The organism is Rheinheimera nanhaiensis E407-8 (genome assembly GCF_000296695.1).
Lineage (GTDB): Bacteria > Pseudomonadota > Gammaproteobacteria > Enterobacterales > Alteromonadaceae > Alishewanella > Alishewanella nanhaiensis.
Genome location: NZ_BAFK01000009.1, coordinates 1 through 18,023 on the forward strand (window position 1 = coordinate 1; position 18,023 = coordinate 18,023).

At 53.2% G+C, this 18,023-nt stretch carries 16 protein-coding genes; 3 read left to right on the forward strand and 13 right to left on the reverse strand.

What is annotated here, in order from left to right; genetic code table 11:
* The 6 genes from RNAN_RS08965 to RNAN_RS08990 form a co-directional block, all read right to left on the reverse strand.
* Window positions 1-713: symmetrical bis(5'-nucleosyl)-tetraphosphatase (locus tag RNAN_RS08965; RefSeq protein WP_040551938.1), on the reverse strand; the 713-nt coding region annotated here is incomplete at its 3' end.
* Window positions 713-1,090 carry a Co2+/Mg2+ efflux facilitator ApaG/CorD gene (gene apaG / locus RNAN_RS08970; RefSeq protein ID WP_008220971.1) on the reverse strand — a complete coding sequence of 126 codons (378 nt, stop codon included), beginning with the start codon at window positions 1,088-1,090 and terminating at the stop codon, window positions 713-715. The genes apaG and RNAN_RS08965, both read right to left, overlap by 1 nt.
* Window positions 1,087-1,899, reverse strand: coding sequence for a 16S rRNA (adenine(1518)-N(6)/adenine(1519)-N(6))-dimethyltransferase RsmA (rsmA, locus tag RNAN_RS08975; RefSeq protein WP_008220974.1), 813 nt, complete (start codon window positions 1,897-1,899; stop codon window positions 1,087-1,089). Before rsmA ends, apaG begins: the two co-directional genes overlap by 4 nt.
* Complete coding sequence (gene pdxA, locus RNAN_RS08980) at window positions 1,892-2,887, reverse strand: 4-hydroxythreonine-4-phosphate dehydrogenase PdxA (protein WP_008220975.1); 996 nt, start codon at window positions 2,885-2,887, stop codon at window positions 1,892-1,894. The genes rsmA and pdxA overlap by 8 nt, the downstream gene beginning before the upstream one ends.
* A complete protein-coding gene (surA, locus tag RNAN_RS08985; RefSeq protein WP_008220978.1) occupies window positions 2,888-4,177 on the reverse strand; it encodes a peptidylprolyl isomerase SurA in 1,290 nt (429 codons plus the stop codon).
* Window positions 4,178-4,188: 11 nt separating this feature from the next.
* Window positions 4,189-6,447, reverse strand: a complete 2,259-nt coding sequence (locus RNAN_RS08990) for an LPS-assembly protein LptD (protein WP_008220979.1) — start codon at window positions 6,445-6,447, stop codon at window positions 4,189-4,191.
* A gap of 160 nt (window positions 6,448-6,607) precedes the next feature.
* On the opposite strand from RNAN_RS08990, the gene djlA reads away from it, so the two are divergent.
* Window positions 6,608-7,417 carry a co-chaperone DjlA gene (gene djlA, locus RNAN_RS08995; RefSeq protein WP_008220982.1) on the forward strand — a complete coding sequence of 270 codons (810 nt, stop codon included), beginning with the start codon at window positions 6,608-6,610 and terminating at the stop codon, window positions 7,415-7,417.
* Here djlA and RNAN_RS09000 read toward each other — a convergent pair.
* From RNAN_RS09000 to rapA, 5 genes are all read right to left on the reverse strand, one after another.
* A complete protein-coding gene (locus tag RNAN_RS09000; protein WP_008220984.1) occupies window positions 7,412-8,200 on the reverse strand; it encodes a DUF3530 family protein in 789 nt (262 codons plus the stop codon). The two genes, djlA and RNAN_RS09000, sit on opposite strands and share 6 nt — an antisense overlap.
* Window positions 8,201-8,252: 52 nt before the next feature.
* On the reverse strand, window positions 8,253-8,591 hold the full coding sequence (locus RNAN_RS09005) for a hypothetical protein (protein ID WP_008220986.1): 339 nt from the start codon (window positions 8,589-8,591) through the stop codon (window positions 8,253-8,255).
* 212 nt (window positions 8,592-8,803) lie between these two features.
* The gene (locus RNAN_RS09010; RefSeq protein ID WP_008220989.1) at window positions 8,804-9,886 is read right to left on the reverse strand and encodes an OmpA family protein; all 1,083 of its coding nucleotides are present in this window, start codon (window positions 9,884-9,886) and stop codon (window positions 8,804-8,806) included.
* A 181-nt stretch (window positions 9,887-10,067) separates the two neighbouring features.
* Window positions 10,068-10,724: a pseudouridine synthase gene (locus tag RNAN_RS09015; protein ID WP_008220991.1), complete on the reverse strand. Its 657-nt coding sequence runs from the start codon at window positions 10,722-10,724 to the stop codon at window positions 10,068-10,070.
* The gene (rapA, locus tag RNAN_RS09020) at window positions 10,724-13,627 is read right to left on the reverse strand and encodes an RNA polymerase-associated protein RapA (RefSeq protein ID WP_008220993.1); all 2,904 of its coding nucleotides are present in this window, start codon (window positions 13,625-13,627) and stop codon (window positions 10,724-10,726) included. The genes RNAN_RS09015 and rapA overlap by 1 nt, the downstream gene beginning before the upstream one ends.
* Before the next feature lie 235 nt (window positions 13,628-13,862).
* On the opposite strand from rapA, the gene RNAN_RS09025 reads away from it, so the two are divergent.
* Both RNAN_RS09025 and RNAN_RS09030 read left to right on the forward strand, forming a co-directional pair.
* Window positions 13,863-15,254 (forward strand): PhoH family protein, encoded by a 1,392-nt coding sequence (locus RNAN_RS09025; protein ID WP_008220997.1) that lies wholly within the window; start codon window positions 13,863-13,865, stop codon window positions 15,252-15,254.
* A 92-nt stretch (window positions 15,255-15,346) separates the two neighbouring features.
* On the forward strand, window positions 15,347-16,411 hold the full coding sequence (locus tag RNAN_RS09030; RefSeq protein ID WP_008221000.1) for a hypothetical protein: 1,065 nt from the start codon (window positions 15,347-15,349) through the stop codon (window positions 16,409-16,411).
* 3 nt (window positions 16,412-16,414) lie between these two features.
* Here RNAN_RS09030 and RNAN_RS09035 read toward each other — a convergent pair whose 3' ends face one another.
* Together RNAN_RS09035 and RNAN_RS09040 are read right to left on the reverse strand one after the other, a co-directional pair.
* A complete protein-coding gene (locus tag RNAN_RS09035) occupies window positions 16,415-17,335 on the reverse strand; it encodes a hypothetical protein (RefSeq protein ID WP_008221002.1) in 921 nt (306 codons plus the stop codon).
* Window positions 17,332-17,988 (reverse strand): choice-of-anchor H family protein, encoded by a 657-nt coding sequence (locus tag RNAN_RS09040; RefSeq protein ID WP_008221004.1) that lies wholly within the window; start codon window positions 17,986-17,988, stop codon window positions 17,332-17,334. The genes RNAN_RS09035 and RNAN_RS09040 overlap by 4 nt, the downstream gene beginning before the upstream one ends.
* Window positions 17,989-18,023: the final 35 nt, after the last annotated feature.

Genomic DNA, 18,023 nt, shown 5'->3' on the forward strand with positions numbered 1-18,023 from the left:
GGAATATTCGCCACCGGACTATAACCGTTTAATGCCGCCCAATGGCCGAAAAATAGCTCGGTGGCCAGCCGGTTGCGCCAGAATTCATACCAGGGCACTAATACTGTCTGGTTGCGTGGATGGCCCTTTTCTTTTAGCTCTAATGAGCCGTCCTGGCGGCAAAACCGCATGCGGGTGCAGGCATTAATGGTAAAGCGCCAACGTTGTGCCTGGCTATGTGCCTCGCTAAAGCGCTCGGGTTTGTTGCCATACATCACTTCAAGCAAAGGCAGCGGCGCTGTTTGTAACTGTTGTTGTACTTCGGTCGTCAATAACAGTGCTTGCGCCAGGCTCCACTCAGGCGCCAAACCGGCATGTACCAGGGTATGGCGTTTATCGCCGCTTTGGTGCAATAAAGGTTGCTGGCATAACCAATGGATCAGCTCATCACGCTGCGGGCTGGCAAACAGGCTTTGCAGTTTATCCTGCTCTTTTGCCTGGCTGATACCGTAGTGACAGGCAATTAAATGTAAGTCATGGTTGCCCAGTACCGTGACTGCCGTCTGGCCTAAGCTTTTAACAAATGCAAGGCACTCAAGCGACTGCGGGCCGCGGGCGACTAAGTCACCGCAGAACCATAGCTGGTCAGTGCTGTCATCAAAGCCGATGTGCTCTAACAAGCGCTGCAGCGCATCATAGCAGCCCTGCAAATCGCCGATAACATAGGTTGCCATCAGTTAAGAATATTAGGCATAGCCAGACGAAATAACGGAATGGCCGTCACAAAAGGCTGCTGACTGGCGTCAACCATTTCATAATGGCCCTGCATGGTGCCTACTGGTGTCTCCAGCACGGCGCCGCTGGTATAACGGTAACTGCTGCCGGGGGCCAGCGTGGGTTGCTCTCCTACCACACCATCGCCGGCCACTTCGGTTTGTTTGCCGTTGGCATCAGTAATCAGCCAGTAACGGCGTAACAGTTGCACTGTACTATCGCTATGATTGCTGATGGTGATGGTATAAGCAAACACATAGCGTTGTGCCGCCGGATCAGACTGGGCCGCGATGTAAAAGGTTTCTACCGCCACCGGTACGTTGTAATGTGAGCTCATGACAGGCTCTCTTGCTGATGTAACCAGGTAGCGACGGTCACAAAATCCTCTACACTAAGCTGCTCAGGTCTTAATGACGGGTTAAGCCCCAACTGCTCAAGCTGTTCGGCACTGGCAAAATTGCTAAAACCATTGCGGATGGTTTTACGCCGCTGATTAAAGGCTTCCAGACACACCCGGTTAAGCACTTCGGCCGGCACCTTGGCGCGCTCAGCGACAGGTTTGGGCAGCAGGCGCACAACGGCGGAGTCTACTTTGGGCGCGGGTTTAAAGGCGCCCGGGCCTACTTCAACGACCGGCATCGCCTGGCAGTAATACTGCGTCATTACACTTAAGCGGCCGAAAGCTTTGCTGCCGTGGCTGGCGGTCATACGATCAACCACTTCTTTTTGCAGCATAAAATGCATATTTTCAATTAAATCAGCGTACTGAAACAGGTGAAACAATAAGGGCGTCGAGATGTTGTACGGCAGATTACCGAACACTTTGAGCTTTTTGCCTTCGCGCAGCAAGGTGGTGAAGTCAAACTTCATTGCATCGGCCTGATGAATTGTCAGTTTGCTGGCCAGTTGCGGATGCTGGGTTAACCGCTCGGCCAGATCCCGATCCAGCTCTATCACCGTAAGGTGGCCGGCCAGCTCGGCGACCGGCTCGGTCAGGGCACCTAAGCCCGGACCAATCTCAACCAGGATATCGTCGCTTTTGGGCGCTATGGCTTTAACGATGCGGCCTATTATCGCAGGGTCATGCAAAAAATTCTGGCCAAAGCGCTTACGGGCGCGGTGGCCCTGGTGTACGTTGTCAGTCATGGGTGTTTGTCGTTTTAGTTGCCAGGCTAATCGCCTGGTTTAGGGCATGGAATAAACTACCGGCATCGGCTTTACCGCTGCCAGCCAACTCCAGCGCGGTGCCGTGGTCAACTGAAGTGCGAATAAGCGGCAAGCCCAGGCTGATATTGACCGAGCGGCCAAAGCCCATATGCTTAAGCACAGGCAAGCCCTGATCGTGGTACATCGCCAGGACCGCATCGGCGTCCTGCAGATATTTCGGCTGAAACAGGGTATCAGCCGGCAGCGGCCCCACCAGATCCATACCGCTGTCGCGCAGCTGTTGTAGTGTCGGGCTGATAATATCCAGCTCTTCACGGCCTAAATGGCCATCTTCACCGGCATGGGGATTGAGGCCACAGACATAGATACGAGGTTGTGCGATAGCAAATTTTTGCTGCAAGTCCTGATGCAGAATGGTCAGCACCTTCGTCAGCCTGTCAGCGGTAATGGCTTTAGCAACATAGGCCAGCGGAATATGGGTAGTCGCCAGTGCTACGCGCAGACCCTCAGTGGCCAGCATCATCACCACATAAGGGGTGTTAGATTGCTGAGCGAAAAATTCGGTATGGCCGCTAAAGGGAATGCCGGCTTTATTAATAATGCCTTTGTGCACCGGCCCGGTCACAATGGCATCGAACTCACCACTGATACACTTTTCTCCGGCAAAGGTCAGTGTATCAATAACATAACGGCCGTTAGCCGCATTTAAACTGCCGGCGACGGCGGGCTCTGCCAGGCTGAAATCCGCCAGCGTCAGGCTGCCGGCGCGCTGCGGCCGCGGTAAGCTGTTGGCATCATAAGGCGTTAATTGCAGCGGCAGGCCCAGCTGTGCGGCCCGCTCGCTAAGCAGTTGGCCACTGGCACACACCACCAGCTCGGCCGGCCAGTCTTGCTGCGCCAGCTTAATCACCAGATCCGGGCCTATGCCGGCCGGCTCACCGGGCGTTATGCCGATACGCAATGTCATTTAGTTCTCCGCTAGCACTTCAATGTGCGCTTCAGCGCGCAGTTCACGCTGGAAGTTAGTAGCCTCTTCATTGTAGCGACGGTTGAAAATCATCCGGTAAACCTGCTCGCGCTTTTTATCAGCGGTGGCATCTACCGTGCGTTTGTCCAGCACCTGGGCAATGTGCCAGCCATGCTCGGTGCGAAACGGCTCGCTGATTTCATCAATGGCCAGCCGGTTTAACGTATCGCGAAAGGCGGGCACGAAAACACCTGGCTCACTCCAGCCCAGCTCACCACCGTTCAGCTTTGAACCCGGATCTTCTGAGTGTTGTTTTGCCAGTTCAGCAAAATCCGCCTCACCAGCACGTACTTTGGCGGCAAAGTCGGCCAGCATAGTGCGGGCCCGCTCTTCACTGAGAATAATCGACGGTTTAATCAGAATATGGCGCGATTTGACTTCATTGATGGCCGCCACATTTTCGCCACGAATGTCGAAAATGGTCAAAATATGAAAGCCGGCGCCTGAGCGCAGTGGGCCAATCAAGTCAGTTTTTTTGCGGCCGCGGATCGCTTCAGAGAACAGGGTTGGCATTTCATTGATATTCATCCAACCCAAATCACCGCCTTCCAGTGCATTAGCACCTGAAGATGAGGCAATAGCAATGCGTTTAAAGTCACTGCCATCGCGCAAAAGCTGCATCACTTTGTCGGCCCGCTCTTTGGCATCGTTGATATCTTCAGTGGTAGCCTGGCTTGGAATGGCAATTAAAATGTGGCCGATGTTATATTGCTCGTTGCTGGCGCCTTGCTCTTCCATCAGCTTTATCACGCTGTCAATTTCTTGCGGGCTGATATAAATGCGGCGCTGCACGTTAGCCCGCATCACTTCGCCGGTAATCATCTCTTCACGCAGCCGCTCTCGAAAACGCTCATAGTCACCTTCTTCTGCCACCACTTGTTGGCGAAACGCTTCCAGCGACAGATTCTCGCCCTGGGCGATATTACGGATAGTGTCGTCCAGCTGAGCATCGCTGATTTGCAGGCCCATCCGTTCGGCCATTTGCAGCTGCAGACTGTTCAGAATTAACCGCTCCATTGCCTGGGTGCGCAGCGCCGCGTCTGAAGGGAGGGTTTGACCCTGAGCTTTAGCGTTGCGCTTTACCCGCTCGACAATGTCGTTGACATCACTTTGCAATATCACACCGTTATCCACTATGGCGGCGACACTGTCGATTTCACGCTCAGCTGCCAGGCTGGCAAAGCTGGCACAACACAACAAGGTTGTGGCGACGAGTTGAGATAACTTCATAAATTCCTACATCAATTAGTTAATAAATAAGGCCGACGGTAGCTGAAAATACCATTAGACAGCATGTCGGTAACACCAAAACCAGCACGGTCGCCAAAGCCTTTTAACACAAACTGCACGCCGATACTGGTGTCCAGGCCGCTGGCCTGACTAAAATTGTCCAGTGGCAATTCAAGGTCGGTCAGGATCTGCCGTTTTGCTACCAGCCGCACAGCCCAACAGCATGACTCATACTGTAAGCCAATAGTGGCATCTATCATACGATGATTTGTTACATCACGATAGTAACTGCCAACCAGCTGCCAGTTGTCGGCAATGGCGGTGGTACCCAGTATACCCAACTGCTGAATTTCCAGTCCTGAGACTGCCCGGCTGTATCTATGGTTCAACTGGAATAAACTTTTGTCGCTGGCTCTGTAATCCAGCGCTGCACTGCTTTTCATCAGTTGGTCGTTGTCGATATCGTATTGCAGCGCGCTGCTAAAGTACCATTTTTCAAACCAGTGCCAGATAAGCTCAGACGCTAACATTGACTCGGCGGAGCTGATGTCATCTGCGCTTGCTGTGGCACTGTCCGGCGTCTGCAGAAAAAAGATCTGGCCCAGGCTAAAGCGGAACAGCTCATTGTCGGCACTGTCGTAAAAGCGGTTGGTCCAGCCAACGGTTAGCTGATTGGCTTCGTTAATACGGTCTATACCCGAGTAACGGTTAGTGCGGAACAAGCCATGAAAGTCGTCCTGCAAACGGGCACTGTCATACAGGCCTATGTCAGTTTGATCGCGATAAGGAATATACAGATACTGAATTTGTGGCTCAAAGGTTTGCAGTGCGTTCTCGCCAAACCAGTCGTACTCGCGCTCTAAATTCAGCCGCGAGTACAGCCGGACCTTGGGCACAGCGCGGCTGACTGAGCTGACAACGTCGGTCTGTTGCTCGGCTGCTGTTTGCTGATAATAGGTATACAGCATACTGGTTTCTGCCGTTAGCTCAAAGGCGGGCGTAATAAAGGGCAGTGTCAGCGTGGGCTCGAGGTGCAAACGGTCGGCATCGGTAATGGCAGCGGTACTGTTGCGAAAGTGGGCGTACTGTGCCTGCCAGGAAAAATCCAGCCAGGAGGTGAGCGCTATTGGGGTCGCTGAGGTCAGGCTTAATTCTGGCAAGGCACTGTACGCCTTGTTGTAATTACCTAAAATTTCAAAGCCTTGTAATCTTAACTGTGAATGGACCTGGTCGCCATAAAAACTGAGTGCGGCCTCACGCAGGAGTTGGGTATCGCTTTGGTTTGAATAATCTGAACCCAGCTCGGTCAGGTAGGCATCATCACTGACATCGGTGAAATCGACATAACCCCGCCACTGCGGCGTAAAGTCACTGACATGGCTGAGGTGGCCCAGATAACGGGCACCGAAATTATCGGCTTTTTCGTTATCGGCGTTCAGGTACTCCAGCTGCACATTACCCTGATGTTGCTCGGTTAAATAGCGAAACTCAGATTTAAACTGGGCGCCGCGTTTACTCATGTAGCGTGGGGTCAGGGTCAGATCGTAGTTTTCGGCCAGATTGAGGTAGTAGGGCAGCTCAAAATCGACACCTAATTTTTGTGAGCTGCCAAATTTAGGCAGTAATACGCCGCTGCGGCGCGCTTCGTTGACCGGAAACGTAACATAGGGCAGGTACAACACCGGCACATCTTTAATTTTAAATACGGCATTGCGGGCTTCGCCCCAGCCTTCATCGGCTTCAATATTGATCGAGCTGGCATGTAATGCCCAGCTGTTATCCTGCTCTGGACAGGTGGTAAATAAGGCCTCATTCAGCCGGATGGCATCTTCGCTGGCGATAAGTGCTGTGGCGTAACCGCGGCCGGCCTGGTCGACAAAACGATAACGGGCATCGTCCAGCCGGGCGCTGTTTTGTTGTAAATTGGCGCTGAACAGCCGGCCGCTAACCTGCAGTGTCTGGTTAAAGTACTCAATACCGCCATCGGCCTGCATCAGTTGACTAAGGCTGCTGTAACGGGCGCTTGGTGCAAGCAGCAGCGTGTCTTTGTAGCTTATTTCTACATTACCGTTAAAGCTGGCTTGCTGGTTGTCGCTTAAATCGACCTGATCAGAGGCTATGCGTACCGATGGATCGGCTGGGTTTACCTGCGCTAACGCCGCCGGACGCTGCAGTGGCTGATAACACATGGCTGGCGGGATCTCTGCATAAGCCAGTGTGCTGGTTGTGACAACCGGAAGAAAAAAAACCACAGCTAACCCATGCTTCATGCAGCTACTCTTGCCTTACTTTAGTTCTAACAGCGATATGCCTACAGCGGACTGGCTATGATAAATCAATTTTAGAAATCCTGCTAATCCGATATAGTAGCGCCTTCAATACTGCCCTCCGGCGTAGGGTGCATCTGGCGACAAGCATAAGGACAGTAAAGTGTGGGGCAAAATTCTTGGTGCCTTATTCGGTCTGGCATTACTTAAATTACCCGGGTTACTGCTGGGCCTGTTGATCGGCCATTGGTTTGACCGAACCTTTAAACAACAATTTGAGCGCCACGGCGGCTTTAACGGGCTGTTCAGTGACAATGCTGACGAACAGAGTTTGTTTCGTTATACCACCTTTGCCACTATGGGGCATATTGCTAAAGCGACGGGCGTGGTGACCAGTGCGCATATTCAGCAAGCCACGCAGTTTATGCAGCAGCTGGGCCTGACGCCACAACAACAAACCGAAGCGCAGGCCGCCTTTCGTGACGGTAAAGCGGTAAACTTCCCGCTACGCCAACAGTTGAGCCAGTTTTATCAAACCTACCGCCGGCGAAAAGACGTCTTACAGCTGTTTTTAGAAATTCAGCTCAGTACCGCTTGTGTCAATGGCCAGATGACAGAGACACAATACAGCTTATTGCAGCAGGTGGCCGGTTACCTTAATTTCAGTCAGCTGCAACTGGAGCTGTTACTGCGGGCCTATCAGGCACAAAACCGTTTCTCCTCCTCTGGCCAGACGAAACAGGCCGCAGGTGGCCGGTTAGAAGATGCTTATCAGCTGCTGGGGGTGACACCAGGCGTGAGTGATACAGTGCTGAAAAAAGCTTATCGCAAACTGATGGCGCAGCATCATCCGGACAAACTGATGGCACAAGGTGTGCCGGCTGAAATGCTGGACGTGGCTAAACGCCGCACGCAAGACATTCAGGCAGCTTATGAGCTGATTAAGCAGCAGCGCAGTAAAGCAGCGTTATAACCCCATACTGCCAAGCCAACCGACGATTTCTTTTAGCACCCACACTTGTACGTCTGCATGATAGGCAGAGCCGCTTAGCTGCCGCTGCCGGTACACCGCTTTTAGCGCTTTATTGGCCAGCTGCTGGCGGCGTAACAGTTGCTGCGCGACACGCGGGTTATCAAACTGGTGCGCCAGCTCTAAGGTTGCCACCTGTTGCTGTGCCAGCGCATCGGCAATGCGGCGGTTTAATTGCGGGTCGCTCAGATAGGCTCCCAACATCACAAAAGCGACCGGCTCGGCCAGCTGACCGTCGGCCAGCAGCCGGTTGACCACCGCGGCACTGTTGCCCTGGGCGATAATAATAATGCTGCCGGGCTGCTTTAGCGCCTGCTGTTGCACCGCCTGTAACCGGCTGAGCATCTGTTGGTGATAATCGGTCTGGTTCTGATCGACCAAGGGGGTATTCAGTTGCGGCGGGATCAGCGCCAGCGTATGCCAGCCATGCAGCGGCAGCTGTTGTCGCAAATGGTCGATATGTTTGGGGCTGGCCGGATGTTCGCTGCTGTCAGGTATTAAAATGGCGGTACCCTTAGTGTAGCTGGTCAGCGTATCGCGCTGCAGTACTAAAAAATTTTCTTGCTGGGCACTTAGCTGTAGCAGCTCTTCGGCAGGGAGCTGACGCTGTAAATCTGTCAGATGATTTTGCTCAATGGCCATGACCGGCCGCAAAACCAGAATCACAGCCAGCATGACAGCCTGCATTACACCTTGCATTAACAGCCAGGTTATCAAACGCATCATACACACTCAGTGGTATACCAATAACAGGGTGTCGGCGTTGCCGGCGAAAACTTTACCCTTTACTGGCCAGCGTGGTACCCGATACCACATATTGGCTAAAGGTAAACAGTACCTGGGATTTATAATCGAATTTAATGTAGCCCGGCTGCTGCTCCAGTAAGGTGACACTGGCGGCGTCGGGTAAAATAAAGCAGAACTTGGTGGGTTTAAACTCGACCAGCGCCCTGGCCATTTCACGCAGTTGCGGGTTCTGCGCCAGCCGGGCAGTTTCGGCTTCGGCGTTGCAAACATGGGCGTTAGCACTTAACGAGACGATGGCGGGCTGTTGTGCTACAGCACTGGCGGTAAAGCAACAGGCGGCAAGGGCCAGCAGACGATGATATTTAAGCATAATAAACTCCCACTCCCCATTGCCGGTATCTGCTCCCTGTGCCAGCGTTGCGGGTAAATTTAACAGACTTGCTGCGATATCATGGCGGCCATCTCAGCACACCAACACGGCATGCTAACACAGCTTTTTCGGCGGTGGCACTATAAAAATGCGCGCTTATTGACAGCATAAAAAAAGCCGCTGATTTTCAGCGGCTTGATACAGGTCCAACCTTAGCGCAGTACTGGCTCTTTTACTTTAGCCGTTACTTTAGCTTCAATGCGCTGGTTAGCAGCATGGGCTTCAGCAGTATTACCTTCTACCCGTGGCCGGGTTACACCAAAGCCGACAGCGGTGATACGAGAAGCGGCGATGTTAAACTCGTTCTTCAGCATATCAGCGACTGCATTAGCACGACGCTCAGATAAGCGCATGTTATAGGCCGGGTTACCGGTGTTAGAAGCATGACCTTCGATCAGCACGGTAGACTCAGGGAAGCGCTGCATAAAGGCCCCCAAGCTTTGCACGTCTGAACGCTGGCTTTGTGGTACGACGGCAGAGTCGAACGGGAAGCGTACTTCAATGTCGATATCGCCTACGGCGGCCATTTTCTCTTCGTAAATGGTACAGCCGGTCGCATCCACTTTGTGGTTAGCTGGGGTGTCTGCACAGCGGTCCATGGTATCTACCACGCCATCGCCGTCGCTATCGGCCGGTGCAGCCTGTACCGGAACCGGCGCTGGTGCAGGGGCCGGAGCCGGTGCTGGTTTAGCAGCGGCAGAGCCAAACGCATAAGTCAGACCCAGTTTAATGCCGGCATCGCCGTACGATTCATCAATACCCTGATAACGGTTGGCTTCAGCAAATACCCCAAAGTTTTGATTAAAGAAATGCTTGTAACCTACACCCAGGTTTACTGCCGTGGTAGTTTGTACCGCGTCCATCCGCTTTAAACCACCGACTAAATACACAGAAGACATAGACGGTAAATGATACATCGCATCAATACCAATACGATCGCCGTCAGAGTCTGAACCATCTAATTTTGATTTCAGATCCAGTTTGGCAAATTCAGCGCGCAGTGCCCAGTTTTCCGTCAGGTAATAACCTAACTCAATACCGTAACCCCAATCTTTTTCCATGTAATTCCAGGCTGCTGATTCGGTTTTATCAATATCGGGCATATAGTATTCGCCAAATACTGAACCAAACACCCGCTCTTTTAAATCAGCGGCGCTTACTGTGTCGGCAAAAGCGGCCGTGCTTAATAACGGAAGTGCGGTAGCAACAGCTAAAAACGTTTTATTAAGTTTCATCCATATCTCCTTAGATTTACCAGACACCTTAATTGCAGATTATTCAATATGCAGATTACTGTGGTTATACAAAAAATGGTTATATAAAAACGTAGTACAAATTATTTGTTTAACAACATTATGCACAATGGTATACGAGCTACATGAACGTTAGGTTAATATAAAACTGAGTTTTTTATGATTAAAATGGGCAGGGCGCAATAAAGCAGCATTTTTTGGCATTATGCGGGTGGAAAAAACACAGTTGCTCGGCGTGCAGCTGTAACCTGGCTGCCGCTGACAGCGCTTCGCTGCCGGCATAAAACTTATCGCCCAGAATAGGGTGGCCTAACCATTGTAAATGCACCCGTAGCTGATGCGAGCGGCCGGTTACCGGCATCAATTTAAGCCGGCTTTCGCTGTCTGAGCGGCTAAGCACCTGATAATGCGTCGTTGACGGTTTACCATGCTGATAACAAACATGTTGTTTTGGCCGGTTCGGCCAGTCACAAATCAGCGGCAGCTCAATAGTGCCGTAATCGGCCAGCACATGGCCGCTGACCCGGGCAATATAGTGTTTTTCGGTGTGGCGCAGCTGAAACTGGCGGTTTAAGCTACGCTGGGCGTCGGCAGTTAATGCCATCACCACAATACCGGATGTCGCCATATCCAGCCGGTGCACTACGCGAATGCCCGGCCATACCAGACGGGCGCGGTATTCCAGGCTGTCTTTGTGCTCGGCGGCTTTACCCGGTACCGTTAATAAGCCACTGGGCTTATTAAACACCACCAGCGCATTATCCTGATACAGAATATCCAGGTAAGGCGAGGTGGGCGGTGCATAGTGCAGCATACTCATCAGTCGTGGCTTACCACGATGAGGCGGATAGCGTCCAGCTTTAGCCTGGCTTTACTGATATAGTCAGTAAGCTGCTGTTGCTGCTTAGCAAGCGCGTCAATTTCATCCTGCCTGACGCTGGGGTTAAGCTGACGCAATGCGGTTAAGCGCTGCTGCTGGGCGCCCAGCGTCTGGCTAACACTCTGCTGTGCGCTGCTTATCACGTTGGCCATCTGGGTGGTGGCGATCTCAGTGGCTTTGGCCAGCAGCGGATGCACCAGCTGTTGCAAGGCACCGGCCAGTTTGCTGCCGGTTTGACGGCCGACCGGTTTCAGTTGCTTGTTAAGCTGCTCGAAGCTGACTTTAGCCGATAAATTATTAGCGTTTTTATCCAGCAGCAAGCGCAGTGGCGTCGCGGGCAGATAACGCGGTAACTGCAATGCCGGCGGGGCGCTGGCTTCAATAATAAAATTCAGCTCCAGCAAATAGCTGCCCACCGGCAGAGCTTTATTGGCCAGCAGCGCCACTGAGCTGCTGCCATGTGGCTCGGTGGTGAGTATATCCAGCGTGCCGCGCACCATCGGATGATCCCAGCTCAGCAACTGAATATCTTCCTCTGCCAGGGCAGTGGCGCGGTCAAAGGTCACGGTGACACCTTCATCGCCAAGCCAGGGGTAGCTGCCCTGCATCTGCTCTGACGGTGTCAGAATGATGCTGGTGTCACTGCGGTCGTCCTGATTAATGCCCAGCAGATCCCAGGCTTTAAACATCAGCAAGGGTAAGGCGGTATCATTATCCTGCGCGGCAATGGCCTGTGCCAGTTGTTTCGCCTGCTCACCGCCGGCCGAGTGAATTTCCAGCAGCTTATCGCGGCCTTGCTCCAGCCGGGTTTTTAGCTGCTGGTTTAATTGCTGGCTATCGCGAATTAACGTCGCCATTGCCGGCTGGTCGGCAACAGGTTGTGCCAGCAGTGGTATTAAGCGGTCGCAAACCTGCTCAAACACACTGCGACCGGTCTGGCAGGTGTGTGCAAACGCATCCAGCCCTTGCTGATACCAGTCAAGCAGCAGCTGTTGGGCCTGGTTAGCAAAATGCGGCAGGTGCAGCTGAATATCGGCACGCTGGCCAATACGGTCAAGCCGGCCGATACGCTGCTCCAGCAAATCCGGGTTTAGCGGCAGGTCAAACAACACTAAATGATGGGCGAACTGGAAATTGCGGCCTTCGCTGCCAATTTCTGAGCATAACAGCAGTTGAGCGCTGTATTCTTCCTGCGCGAAGTAAGCGGCGGCTTTATCACGCTCGACGATGCTCATGCCCTCATGAAACACGGCGGCGCGGATCCCTTCGCGCTGGCGCACGGCTTCCTCTAGTGCGATGGCGGTACGGGCATGGGCGCAAATAAGCAGGAATTTTTCCTGCTTATGCTGTTTCAGCAGGCTGATAAGCGTCTCGACTCTGGGGTCAAACTGCCACCAGCAGCTACTGTCATCCAGTTGTTGCAACACCTGCTCCGGAAACAGGTTGGCCTGCACCCGCTCAGCTTCTGAAAGGTCAGGGTTGAGGCTAAAGTGTACTTTCAGTGCTGTCTGATATTGCTCGGGCAGCGCCAAAGGATACAGATGGGCGCTGCGCTTGGGGAACCCCTTAATACTGGCACGGCTGTTACGGAATAAAATGCGGCCGGTGCCGTGGCGGTCCAGTAGCTGCGCCAGCAGTTTTTGCCGGGCCTGCTGTTGCTGCTGTGCATCGCCCTGTTGCAACAGGCTAAGCTCGGCGCTGATATCCGTTTCGGTCAGCATTTGCTGAAGCGCCGTTTGTTCGGCTGGCGTTAACGGGCTTTGTGCCAGCAGCGGCGTGGCAACAGCCGCCACCTGCTGGTATTGCTGCTCTTCCTGTAAAAAGGCGTCGTAGCTGTGAAAGCGCGCCGGATCCAGCAGTTTAAGCCTGGCAAAGTGGCTTTCGTGGCCCAGCTGATCCGGGGTGGCGGTAAGTAAGATTAACCCGGCTGTCTGCTGTGCCAGCGCATCAATGCGCTGATAGGCTTCGCTGGGCGCGTGCTCACTCCATTGCAGGTGATGCGCTTCGTCTACCACCAGCAAGTCCCATTGGCTGTCGCAGGCCAGTTGATGCCAGCGTGGCTGGTTTTGCAAAAAACTTAAGCTGCACAGTACCAGCTGCTCGGTATCAAAGGGGTTGGCAACATCCAGCGCGGATTGCTCGCAGCGCTCCTGATCAAACACGGAAAAACGCAAGTTAAAGCGGCGCAGCATCTCCACCAGCCACTGATGCTGCAGCGCTTCTGGCACCACGATAAGCACCCGGCTGGCCAGGCCGCTTATCAGCTGCTGATGAATAATCAGGCCGGCTTCTATGGTTTTACCCAGGCCGACTTCATCGGCCAGTAATACTCTGGGTGCGTGGCGTTTGGCCACCTCGTTGGCAATGTGCAGCTGATGCGCAATTAAACTGACGCGGGCGCCGGTTAGGCCCTGTAGCGGGTTCTGCTGTTGTTGATGCAGCTGCTGCCAGGCCTGATAACGCAGGGTAAACCAGTCAAAGCGGTCAATCTGGCCGGCGAACAGCCGGTCTTGCGGCTGGTTAAAGCTGATAAAGTGGTCTAAAAAAGTCTCGCGCAGCTCGACATAGCTGTCGTCATCCAGCCGTTTACCACAGTACACCAGGTTATCATGCTGCTGTTTAATCGCCGCAACCAGCAGTTTAAAGCCATCAGCACTGGCAATTTCGTCGCCGACATTAAACTTTACCCGGGTGAGTGGCGCATCGGCCTGGGCGTACAGGCGGGTTTCGCCGCTGGCCGGAAACAATAAAGTTAAATGGCGCCCTTCAATGGCCACCACAGTACCTAAACCTAAATCGGACTCGGTATCACTTATCCAGCGTTGTCCCAGTGCAAAACTCATCTTCTACCCTATCAGCTAAATTGGGGGCGCTATGGTACTAGGAATCCTGCCAGGCTGCATCATCAATTGCAGTAAATTCAGTATCTGGCGCTGTCATCTGATTGCCATCTGCCGGCGGCATGGTGGTAGCGGCGTGCTGCTTTTGCTGTTAAAAGCTCAGGCAAAACAGCGTTATTGCACTATGCTTAGTTTGTGGCACAGGTAACCGGCCTGGCCAGGCGAAGAGGAGAGCCGTATGGCGCGAAGGAAAACCAAAGAAAAAAAAATCTACGTTCTCGATACCAACATTCTGCTACACGAACCTTTTGCCTTTCTAAACTTCCAGGAACACGACGTGGTAATACCGATGACGGTATTGGAAGAGTTGGACCACATTAAAGACCGCAATAAAGATGTCAGCCGTGATGCCCGCGTGGCGATCCGGGCACTGGAAGATGTACTAAAAGACGCCTCGCCCGATCAGATGCTGCAAGGCGTGGCCTTGCCGCGCTCAGGCGAGCAAAAACCGGGCGGTCATTTATTTATTATTAATGATCATCACATCACCGATGAAATCCCCGGCTTGCCGGGCGGCGAAAACGACCATCTGATCATTAACACGGCGCTGTATCTGCAGCGCGAAAGAAGCCCGCTGAAAGTGATTTTGGTCACCAAAGACATCAACATGCGGCTGAAAGCCAAAGGCGCCGGCTTAAAACTGGTCGAAGATTACCGTACCGACCAGTTAATTGATGATGTGCGCTTTTTATACAAAGGCTATTACAAGTTTCCCGGTGATTTTTGGAGCCAGGTTGGCGAATGCCGCAGTGAAAACGAAGGCCGCGAAACCTTTCATTATGTTAACCGCAGTGTGCTGCCCAATGCCTATATTAACGAGTACCTGATAGACGAAGTGGAGGGCTTTGCCGGCAAAGTCACTGCCATTACTGACAAAGAGATCCGTATTCTGGATTTTGGCTACGAGCGCCTGATGCACCGCCATGCCTGGGGTATTCATCCGAAGAATATTTATCAGGCGATGGCGATGCAGGCACTGCTGGACCCACACATGGACCTGGTGATCCTGACCGGGCCGGCAGGCTGTGGTAAAACGCTGATCGCGCTGGCGGCCGCCTTAGAGCTGGTGATTGAAAAAGGCATGTACGACAAAGTGATCGTCACCCGTAATACGCCGGAAATTGCGGAGTCAATTGGCTTTTTACCCGGTACCGAAGAAGAAAAAATGGCGCCCTGGCTGGCGGCGATTACCGACTCGCTGGAAGTGCTGCATAAAACCGACGAGCACCCGCATGCCAGTGTCAATTACATTATGGAAAAAGCCAATATTCAGTTTAAATCAGTCAATTTTATGCGCGGGCGCAGCATTCAAAATGCCATTGTTATTCTGGACGAATGCCAAAACCTCAGCGCAGCACAGCTAAAAACCATTATTACCCGCTGTGGTGAAGGTACTAAGCTCATTTGCTCGGGCAATTTATCGCAAATCGACAGCAACTATCTGACGGCGGTAACCTCTGGGCTAACGTACATCGTCGAGCGGTTTAAAAACTTTGAGGGTAGCACCACCATTAACCTCAATGGCGTGGTACGCAGCCGGCTGGCCTCTTTTGCTGAGGCCAATTTGTAACCTGACGGAGGCAATGCCTGGTTGATTAATTTAACCAATCAGCTAGGCTTTGCCTGCAAAGCAGCAGGTTATGCTTACGCAAAAGGAGTTGCATGAAAAACCCTGTCTATTATGAATACCGCCGCAGCGGCCAACTTGGCATGCTAGCCATAGTGCTGCTGGCTACTCTGGGGGCTGCGTTACACTATTTTCGTAGCGTCGAGCAGCGTGTCAGCCAGACTACCGCGCATTTGCAGGCCCTTAGCCAGCAACTGGATGCCGAATTTGCCCCTGTGCTGGCATTTAGCCAGGCCATGCGCCGCGCCGCCCTGAGCAAGTTAACATTACCGCCGCTACCCACCGGCCCCGAGCCGGTACCGCTGCTGCAGCTGGCGGATGGCACTGTGCACGACAGCAGCACCTTTACTGATCCCCAAATACAAGCCGAGCTGCAGATGCTCGACCAGCTTAAGCCCTATTTTGAGCTGGCAGAGCAAACTCAGCCGCACCTGCTGGCAATTTATTATTTTTCCGAGCACGGTTTTGTCTACCACGGGCAGCCAAAATGGTCAGATTATGTCAGTGATCAGCTGGTTAGCTGGCAGCGCAGCCACGCCGCGGAGCCCTCGTATGAGCGGGAGCAGATTTTCTATGCTGAGTTTATCAGCGGCCAGGCCGCGCTGAGTCTGCCGCTGTATCAGTCAGATAAAAAGCTCGGGCGGCTGGTGTTTGCGCTCAAGTTGCAGCCGCTGCTGCAGCCACTCTATCAGCAATATGCTGATACCGAGTTTATGCTACTGGATCAGTCCGGTGAGCTGATCAGCAGCTCAGTGGCCAGCCGGTTGCAAAGTGTTAATCAGCATATGCTGCAAATTCAGCGGCTGCGCACTATGCCCTGGTCGTTAGGGGTGTTAGAGCATAAAACCAGCCTGTTTGCCGCCGGGCTGGCCGATTTTGTCTGGCATTGGCTAAGTTATGCTTTGCTACTGGGCTGTCTGTTGCTGGCACTACAGTACCGTTACCGGCGGCGCACCTTGTCAGCAATGAACCGCTTATTGGTGCACATAGACCGCTTAAGTAAAGGTCAGACACAAGGTGTGCGGCATGTACCTGATGGCTGGACAGAAGTGTTTGATAAAGTGGCCAGCCTGGCCGCGCCCGATAAGCCGGCAGAGTAACTGCTACAGCAAACGGTAGGCAAACTGCCCATTTTGCGTATAAATACGGTACTGCGGGCTTATTTCACCAGGTGGCAGTAAGGCCGGCCCGGTAGGGTCCAGCAGCAGGTAGTTGCGCCCGTCGATGGTAACCGCATCGTCGCTGCTTTGCACCGGCAGCTGCAGGGCCAACATCGCATGTTGCGGCAGGTAAATCATCGCCAGTTTTACATCGGGCAGCAGCATGCGCACCAATGCTGCCAGCAACACCGCTTTGCTGTCACAATCGCCACGGTTTTCCTGTAGCAGCTTTAGCGGCGGGCTAAAACTGCTGCCGGCAGACTGGGCGCGGTCGGATAAATCCTGGTAAGGGATTTGCTGCAGCCACTGGCTGATATAGCCCACCGACTGCCGGCTGGGCAGGTTTATCAGCTTCCGGTGCAACGCATTGGCGACTGGCAACAAGGCGCTGAGGCTGTCCTGCATTAAGCGCTGATGATCGGGAATGATCACCTGTTCACCCAGTGGCAGCGTTATCGCGTAGTAATAGTGTTGTTCCAGATAGCGTTGCTGTTGTTTTTGTAGCAGCTGCGCCAGCTCAGTTTCCAGTTTGGTGCTCAGCTCTGCCGGGGCCTGCAGGCGGTAGCGCAGGCTGTCGCTGCCGGGCAAACGCTGCAGGCGGGCGCCAGGGTATTGCGCCACGTGGGCTCTGGCATCACGCCATAAATACTGCTGTAACAGCGCCGGTTTTAACGCACGAAACTGACGAAAATGGTTATTCAGGCTCTGGTTGTCCAGGCTGAAGCTAAGCTGCTGTGGCTCGGCATTTACCTGAAACTGATAATGAAACTGCAACTGCTCGCCATCGCGCTTCAGTTGCAGTTTTAGTGGCGTGGCTGCCAGAGGCAGCGCGATACAGCATAACGTCAGTAACAGCTTGCTCATTCAGCCCCTAATACCCGGTAATAGCGCCAACCTGCCACTAAGCATACTGCCAGCAGGCTGAAGATGCCAGCACTGCCGCCAGACACCGCCACTGTGGTGCTGGTGTGCACCTGGCTGTCACGGTTAACATCTTCCAGTGCCAGCAGATCCAGGTTGGCATCATCAAAGCCTGACACTTCTGCCAGCAGGTAACCGGTGTTGGCGTCGAACAGCCTTACGGTAAGTAAGTATTCGTCGGCAGGAAACTGGCTTTGCAGTACGGTATCTATGGCCAGCCAGTCATCGGGGCTTTGCCGGTACAGCTCAAACACACTGCTGGTATAAAAAATGCGCTCGTCGCCGTAGCTGGGCAGCAGGCTGAATTCGGCAAATACCGCCTGATATGGCTCGCTGGTATCGGCGTCCAGCTCAACTTCCAGCCGGTGATAGTAGCCATTGGCATTGCGATCACCACTTAAATACAGGTCGACACTGTAAAACCAGACATGGCTCTGATAGCCCTGGCTGGTAACCGTAGCCGCTTTATTGTGCTTTAAGCTGATGGGGGTATCGCTGCGCCGCTCTGTGGTAAGGCTTGACAGTTCGCTGCCTGCCCCTTGGCCTGGCCAGCACAGCCAAAGAGCAGTTAACAGTAACAGGCTGAAGTTTTTCATAACGGTATCTCCGGTTGCTTTGATACCATTACAGA